The sequence below is a fragment of the Streptomyces xiaopingdaonensis genome (assembly GCF_000262345.1).
Lineage (GTDB): Bacteria > Actinomycetota > Actinomycetes > Streptomycetales > Streptomycetaceae > Streptomyces > Streptomyces xiaopingdaonensis.
In genome coordinates, this window is sequence record NZ_AJTQ01000066.1 from 1 (window position 1) to 6,967 (window position 6,967).

Annotated in this window: 7 protein-coding genes; 2 read left to right on the forward strand and 5 right to left on the reverse strand. The window is 72.0% G+C overall.

Features of this window, described 5'->3' with window-relative positions; genetic code table 11:
* The 5 genes from UWG_RS29520 to UWG_RS0105665 all read right to left on the reverse strand — a co-directional run.
* Positions 1-733: ABC transporter permease (locus UWG_RS29520; RefSeq protein WP_033195979.1), on the reverse strand; the 733-nt coding region annotated here is incomplete at its 3' end.
* A gap of 92 nt (positions 734-825) precedes the next feature.
* Positions 826-1,806: an ABC transporter ATP-binding protein gene (locus tag UWG_RS0105640; protein ID WP_016906228.1), complete on the reverse strand. Its 981-nt coding sequence runs from the start codon at positions 1,804-1,806 to the stop codon at positions 826-828.
* A gap of 415 nt (positions 1,807-2,221) precedes the next feature.
* On the reverse strand, positions 2,222-3,886 hold the full coding sequence (locus UWG_RS0105645; RefSeq protein WP_016906229.1) for an MFS transporter: 1,665 nt from the start codon (positions 3,884-3,886) through the stop codon (positions 2,222-2,224).
* A gap of 331 nt (positions 3,887-4,217) precedes the next feature.
* Entirely contained in the window at positions 4,218-4,787 is a 570-nt protein-coding gene (locus tag UWG_RS0105660; protein WP_016906231.1) for a TetR/AcrR family transcriptional regulator, read from the reverse strand.
* Positions 4,788-4,931: 144 nt separating this feature from the next.
* Entirely contained in the window at positions 4,932-5,588 is a 657-nt protein-coding gene (locus UWG_RS0105665; RefSeq protein WP_016906232.1) for an FMN-dependent NADH-azoreductase, read from the reverse strand.
* Positions 5,589-5,736: 148 nt separating this feature from the next.
* Between UWG_RS0105665 and UWG_RS0105670 the strand changes: the two genes are divergently transcribed.
* Both UWG_RS0105670 and UWG_RS0105675 read left to right on the forward strand, forming a co-directional pair.
* Complete coding sequence (locus UWG_RS0105670) at positions 5,737-6,084, forward strand: winged helix-turn-helix transcriptional regulator (protein WP_016906233.1); 348 nt, start codon at positions 5,737-5,739, stop codon at positions 6,082-6,084.
* Positions 6,085-6,136: 52 nt separating this feature from the next.
* Positions 6,137-6,952, forward strand: coding sequence for a J domain-containing protein (locus UWG_RS0105675; RefSeq protein ID WP_237719995.1), 816 nt, complete (start codon positions 6,137-6,139; stop codon positions 6,950-6,952).
* Positions 6,953-6,967 lie beyond the last annotated feature (15 nt).

Consider the following 6,967-nt stretch of genomic DNA (forward strand, 5'->3'; position numbering starts at 1 on the left):
CGGGCTTGGGGTCCCAGCGGAAGCGGCTGACTGCCAGGAGTGTGCCCAGGACGCCCCACGCGGTCAGGACCCCGAGCTCCTTCCACAGGAAGCCGCCCGAGTCGGCGAAGGCGGCGAGCATCGCCTCGTTGAACGGCTTCACCGGCAGCAGGCCCGCGACGGTGTTCAGCACGTCGGCGTGGACGGGGAAGAAGGTGCCCGAGACGAAGACCAGCGGAAACTGGATGAACTGCACCAGCGCCGGGGCGGATTCGGCGCTCTTGACGAGCGAGGCGACCCCGGCGCCGAGGGCGCAGAAGCTCGCGGCGCCCAGCACGAGGGTCGGCACGAGGGCCGCCCAGTGCGCGGGCGGCGCCACTCCGTAGAGCGAGCCGACGCCGAGGACGAGGAGGACGTCGACGACGCTGACGAGCACGCAGTGCGCCAGCAGTCCGACGAAGTACACCCAGGCGGGCAGCGGCGTGGCCCGCAGCCGCTTGAGCATCCCGGTCTGCCGCCGGGTCGAGAGCACGATGGCCAACTGGCCGTAGCAGGCCCCGAGTACGGAGATGGCGGCGATGGTGGGCGTGTAGTACTCCATGCTGGAGAGCCCGAAGTAGAAGTCCTGCTTCTCGTCTCCGCCGAAGACCGCGCCGAAGATGGTCACGAAGAGCACCGGCAGCAGGAAGGTGAAGAGCACGGCCTGCGGGTTGCGCCAGAAGGAGAGCTGCTCGTAACGGATTTGGTGGAGCACCGGTCCCGCTCGCCCGCGGCCGTCGGCGACGCTGCGTCGTGCTTCGGTTCCGACGGGTGCTGCGGGCGGAGGAGAGGCCGGGGTCGAGGTGGTCACGAACGGCTCCGAATCTTCTGACGCCCTCGGATGCGGGGGGCGCGCTGGGACGGTTCCTCCTCGAAGGAGCGGGTGAGGTCGAGGTAGGCCTCCTCCAGGGAGGGCCGCTCGACGGTGAGCCGGCCGAGCTCCACCCCGCGGTGCACGGCCCACGCGGTGAGCGTGTGCAGCGCGGCCGTCGGCTCCGACACCTCGGCGGTGACGAGGCGGTCGGCGGCGGACGTGTGCGCGGTGGTCTCCCGTACCGGCAGGGGGAGTTCCGCCGACGTGGCGTCCGGCGGCAGTACGAAGCTGATGCGGGCGCGCGCGCCGTCCCTGCCGCCGAGGGTGGCCGGGGTGCCCGACTCGACGAGGCGGCCGCCGGCGAGGACGGCCACGGAGTCGGCGAGCGCCTGGACCTCGTCCATGTAGTGGGTGGTGAGCACGATGGTGGTGCCCGAGTCGCGCAGGTCTCTGACCACCTGCCAGGCGGTGTGCCGGGCGCTGGGGTCGAAGCCCGTGGTCGGCTCGTCGAGGAAGAGCAGGCGCGGGTTTCCGACGACTCCCAGCGCCAGGTCGAGCCGGCGCTTCTGCCCGCCGGAGAGGTCCTTGACCTTGGCGGTCCGCTTGTCGTGGAGGCCGACGAGCTCGGCCACCGCGTCGACGTCCCGGGGTGCGCGGTAGTACCCCGCGTTGCGTGCGAGCGTCTCGCGCACCGTCAGATACGGCTCGACGGCGATGTCCTGCAGGACGAGGCCCACCTGCTCGCGCAGTGCGCGGCCGCCGGCGGCGCTGCCGGGGTCGAGACCGAGTACCTCGACCCGCCCTCCGTCGCGGTGCCGAAACCCCTCCAGGATCTCCAGGGCCGTCGTCTTGCCCGCGCCGTTGGGCCCGAGCAGGGCGAAGATCTCGCCCTGCGCCACGGTGAAGTCGATGCCGTGCAGTACCTCGTGGCTTCCGTAGCTCTTCCGCAGACCGTCCACGGCGACCGCCGTCATCGTCCGTGCTCCCGTTCGTCCATGCCGCTCCTCCGTCCGCTCCGCCCGCGGCCCGCGGGCTGCCGGCAGAGCGACCGTAGGGTTCGGCGGGTGTCCGGGAGGAGGGGCACCGGAGCGATCGGTGACAGGCGTCATGGAAGCCGCGACAGTTGTCAACGGCACACGACCGCGTCGGACGAGGTGCCGACGAGTGGGGCCCGGTGACAGGCGCCCGGCGGCGGCCGAGAAACGGCCCGCGTGCTTGTCACGATGCGGGCCGTTCCCCGGTCGGTCGCACGCTCGGTACGGCTGGGCTCTTCGCGCTTCGCTGGTGCGCTGCCAACGGGCAGTGGGCCGCGCTCGTTTGCCCGTACCGCGGTTGCCGGACGCTCGCCGGAGTGTCGCTCGGGGCAACGGCGAGGCCGCGCCGTGTGCGTCAGGTGCCGTGCGGGCCCGGTGCCGCGCTGCCCTCGTACTCGCCGAGGTCGGAGACGAGGCGGGTCAGTTCGGGGTCGCCGTCGAAGCGGCGCTGGTGGAGGGCGGCGATCCGCTCGCCGGTCTCCGGGTCCGGGTCGTCGGTGAGGTCGAACGACATGAACTTGTCGACCAGCGGCAGCCCTATCTCGTCGGTGCGGCGGTGGGCGGGGTGCATGAGGTACTCCCAGTAGCCGTCGAGGTCCTCGATCTGGAAGGTGGCACCCCACTCGTACGTGCCGCCGTGGTCCCGGCCGACGAGGAAGGAGCGTACGGAGGGGATCGCTTCGCCCTGGTTGCGGAGGCTCGCGAGGGCCTCTTCGAGCTGCTCCGGCTCGGTGCCGGGCTTGAAGGTGAAGCGGACGCAGTGGTGGATCATCGGATGCTTCCTTTCGGTGTGTTCACTGGGTTCGGGTGTCGCCGGGGCACGGCGCGACCGCGGGACGGTGGCGAGCCGGACGAGCCCCGCGACGACGGCGCCGACCGCCGTCGCACCGCCGGCCCAGGCGAAGGCGTCGGCGAGTCCGGTGGTGCCGGCGAGGGGCTGTACGAGCAGCGGGGAGAGGAACTGCCCGAGGAAGACGGCCGTGACGAGGCCGCCGAGGACCCGGCCACGCCTTTCGGGACGGGCGAGTTCGCTGAGCCGCAGGTTGAGGTTGGGCACGACGAGCCCGACGCCGGCGCCGCCGACGAGCATGCCCGTCAGGACTTGGACGGTCGTGCCGGCCGTGCCGACGAGCAGCCAGCCGGCGCCCAGCAGCGCGAGGGCGGAGGCGGTGAGCGTCGTGGCGGCCGACCTCCGGCGCAGGGCGGGGAAGGCGAGGGCGCCGACCGTGCCGGAGAGCGTGCTCCCGGCGATCACCGCGCCGACGACGGTGGTGCTGCTGCCGAACTCGCCGAGTACGAACGGCAGTTGCGTGGGCGCCATGTAGAAAACCACCGTGGCGAGGAGCGCCACCGCGTACACGCCGAGGATGCGGCCGCCGTTCCGCGCGCCCCGGTGAGGCTCGGCGGCCGTACCGCCGTGCCGGGGCCGCGGTTCCTCGCGCAGGGCGAGCAGCGCGAGGACGGCGACGGCGGCCGAGACGGTGTAGAGCCAGAACGGTGCCCGCCAGCCGCTCGTGGCCAACAGCCCGCCGAGCGGCAGGAAGACGGCGCCGCCCAGGCTGGCGCACGCCTGTTGCAGCCCGAGGAACGAGGCCCGTCGCTGCCCGTCGAACCAGCCGGTGAGGGTGGCGGCGACCGCCGTCATGATGCCGCCCACCGCGACGCCGAGCAGCGCCCTGGTGGCCAGCAGCAGGTACAGGTCGGTGGCGAAGGCTCCGGCCGTGCCGCTGAGTGCGTAGAGCACGAGGCTCGACACCAGCAACGCGCGGGGTCCGACGCGGTCGGCGAGGAGCCCGGCCGCCGGTGCGGTGAGTGCGATGGCCAGCGAGGTGACGGTCAGCACGAAGCGGACGAGGAGGTCGGCGCCGGGTGCGCCGGCGAACTCCCGTTCCATCGCGGGCAGTCCGGGCGCGATGATCGCCGCGGCCATGAGCGTGAGCGTCGCCGCGGCCAGGACCGTGGCCCGGGCGAGGCGCGAGGGCTCCTGCCGCGCTGCGTGCGGTGTCGTCGTGGTGGCCATGGTGGCGCTCCTTTCGTGCGGCCGGTCAGTGCCAGAGCGCGACCATGAAGAGGAGCGCGAAGAGGAGGACGGCGAGCGTCAGCGACCAGAGGACGCGTTCCGTGCTCGGAGCGGTGGTCGGGGTGTCGGTCATGGCGGTGTCTCCTCCGGTGTTATGTGTGGTTGACCACTCACTGTTTGGGCCAAAAAAAGGGCCCCGGTGAGCGCGGTGCTGTGCCTGCGGCGTTCAGCGCCAGAGCGCGAACAGCGCCACGTCGAGCGCGGCGAGCGGCGCGAGCAGGGCCCAACGGACGGCGGCGGAACGGGACACGGGGTCACCTCCCCTCGGGTTTCAGTAGTGGCGGAGCCCGTCGGAGAGCGTCCGCGCCCACGGGGCGTCGACCTCGTGGGAGTCCGTGGCGACCACCAGGTGGCAGAGCGTCCCCACGGCGAAGAACCGCTGGATGTCGGCGTCCGCCGCGCCGGAGACGCCTCGTACGTACTCGACGAGCCGTGCGTACCCGGCGCGCACCGCCTCGCGGACGGCGGGCTCCGACGCGGCGGCGCACTGTGCGTGGAGCTGGAGCAGCAACAGGTCGCGGTCGGCGATGAGTCGGGCGTACGCGTCGCCCATCGCGTCGAGTACGTCCTGCGGTGCGGTGCTCTTCGCTGCGGCGGCTCCGTCGCCGAGGCTCTCGCGGATGCGGGCGAAGCAGTGCTCGGAGACGGCGACGAAGAGCGTTTCCTTGTCGGGGAAGAGCCGGTAGACGTACGCCTGCGAGATGCCTGCCCGCTGGGCCACGTCCGTGGTGGTCGTGCCGAAGTAGCCCCGGTCGGCGAAGGCGCTGACCGCTGTGGTGAGGACCGTCCTGCGCCGTTCCTCGGCGGTGGAGAGCTGTCGTTGCGAGACGGGATTCGGCATGTGATTAATGAACCACTCACACCAGTGGCTGTCAACCCGAGCTTGATCCGGGGCGGTGGGTGAGGGTTCGGGTACCGGAGTTGGCCGCATGGCTCGGCCCCGCACCCGGGCAGGGAGCGGGGCCGAGTCGTGGGGTGGCGGAGCTCAGGAGGCGAGGCGGGCCGCGATCTCCTTGCCGCGGGCCGTCGCCGCCTCGTGCGCCTTGGCGCGGGACTCGCGGGCGAGGCCGACGAGTTCGGCCATCGCCGGGTTGCCCTCGGCGAGCGTCAGCTCCGGCACGATGAACTCCAGGTCGAGCTGGAAGCCGCCCTCGCCGAGCATCTTCTCCAGGTAGTTGAGGACGAACTCGAAGCTCTCCCGCGGGGTGCCGGGGCCGTAGCCGCCGCCGCGGCTCGCGACGACGGTGGTGGGGGTGCCGGCGGCCGAGGGCTTCTCCGTGGCCGTCGTGCGGCCCATGAGGATCGTCTGGTCGAGCCAGGACTTGAGCGTCGACGGGATCGTGAAGTTGTACATCGGAGCGCCGATGAGGACGGCGTCGGCCTGCTCCAACTCCGTTGCGAGGGTGTCGCGGAGCGCGTAGGCGGCGGCCTGCTCGGGCGTGCGCTCCTCGGGGGCGACGAGCGCCGAGGTGAACGCGGTGTCGTCGATGTGCGGGAGGGGGTTCGCCGCGAGGTCGCGGTAGACGACGGTGCCGTCGGGGTGCTGTTCCTCCCAGGCCTTGCGGAAGGAAGCGGTGACGTCGCGCGAGACGGAGCCCGAGCCGGGGAAGAGCGACGAGTCGATGTGCAGCAGGGTGGCCACCTGTAACTCCTTGTGTTGCATAAGTTGATTCTGTTCCCCCCGCACCTATTGATAACACAGCTACTTACTTTTTTGCACCTCCTTGACTTGTCCTAGTACGCTGTGGCGCATGGCGGAGCTGCGGGACGAACCAGCGGGGCCGGGAGAGATGTGCACCGAGCCCGAGAGCGGGATGACGCGTGTCTTCCAACTCCTCGGCAAGCGCTGGACGGGGCTGATCCTCGCCGCCCTCATGAACGGTCCGGGACACTTCGCCCAGCTCCGCCGCGCGGTCCCCGGCATCAGCGAGCGGATGCTCTCCGACCGCCTCACCGAACTCGCCGGACTCGGGCTCGTGCGCCGCACCGTCGAGGAGGGCCCGCCGCTGCGCGTCAGCTACGAGCTCACCGACGCCGGCAGAGCGATCAGGCCGGCCCTCGTCGAGCTCACCAACTGGGCCGAGGAGCACCTGCGGGTGGGCGAAGGGGCGCGCTGCCCCGAGGAGTTCAGGGACTGAGGCGTACGGAGCCGGCCGCCCGCGGTTTGCCCGGGTGCGTACGCTGGTCGGGATGAACGCGAACCCGGAAGCCGGACCGACCGCCGAACGCGGCGGTACCGCACGCCTGGAGCAGGCGGTGCGTGCCGCGGAGACGGCGCTCATCGAGTACGAGATCGCCGTCGAGTCCTTCCGGGTCGAGGTGGAGAACTTCTCCCGCCTCCACCACCAGCGGCTCGGCCCCGTCTACTCCCGGCTCGACGAGCTGGAGGCCCAGATCGCCGAGGCCGTGGCGGAGCGCAGCGGGGACCCGGAGGACGCACGCACGGCGCGCGAGAAGCGCGCGGCCGTGCTGCCGATGCCCGAGGTCGAGGAGCTCTTCTTCGGCTGGGTCGCCTCGGAGGGGATGCGCCCGGAGGCGACGGCGATGCTCAACGAGCAGTCCGTCACCCCACCGGGACGCGTGCGCCCGAGCGAGGACGCGCGGCGGGCCTACCGCGAGCTGGTGCGCGCGGTCCACCCGGACCTCGCGCGGGACGAGCCGGAGCGCAAGCGCCGCGAGGAGTTCCTCGTCCGCGTCAACCGCGCCTACGCGGACGGCGACGAGGCCGCGCTCACCGCCCTCGCCGAGGAGTGGGCCGCGGGCCCCTCGCCCGAGCCGACGGAGCTGGCGCGGGCCGAGGAGCTCTACGCACGACTGGAGTGGCTGGCCCAGCGGAAGGAGCAACTCACCGCGATCGTCTCGGAGTTGGAGGAGAGCGCCATCGGCTCGATGCTGCGGATGGCGCCGGACGACCCCGACGCGCTCCTCGACGAGATCGCGGAGAAGCTCCTCGCGCAGGTCTCCCAGCGCGAGACGGAGCTGGAGCGGCTGCGGACGGGCGACTGAGCCCCCGCTACCGTC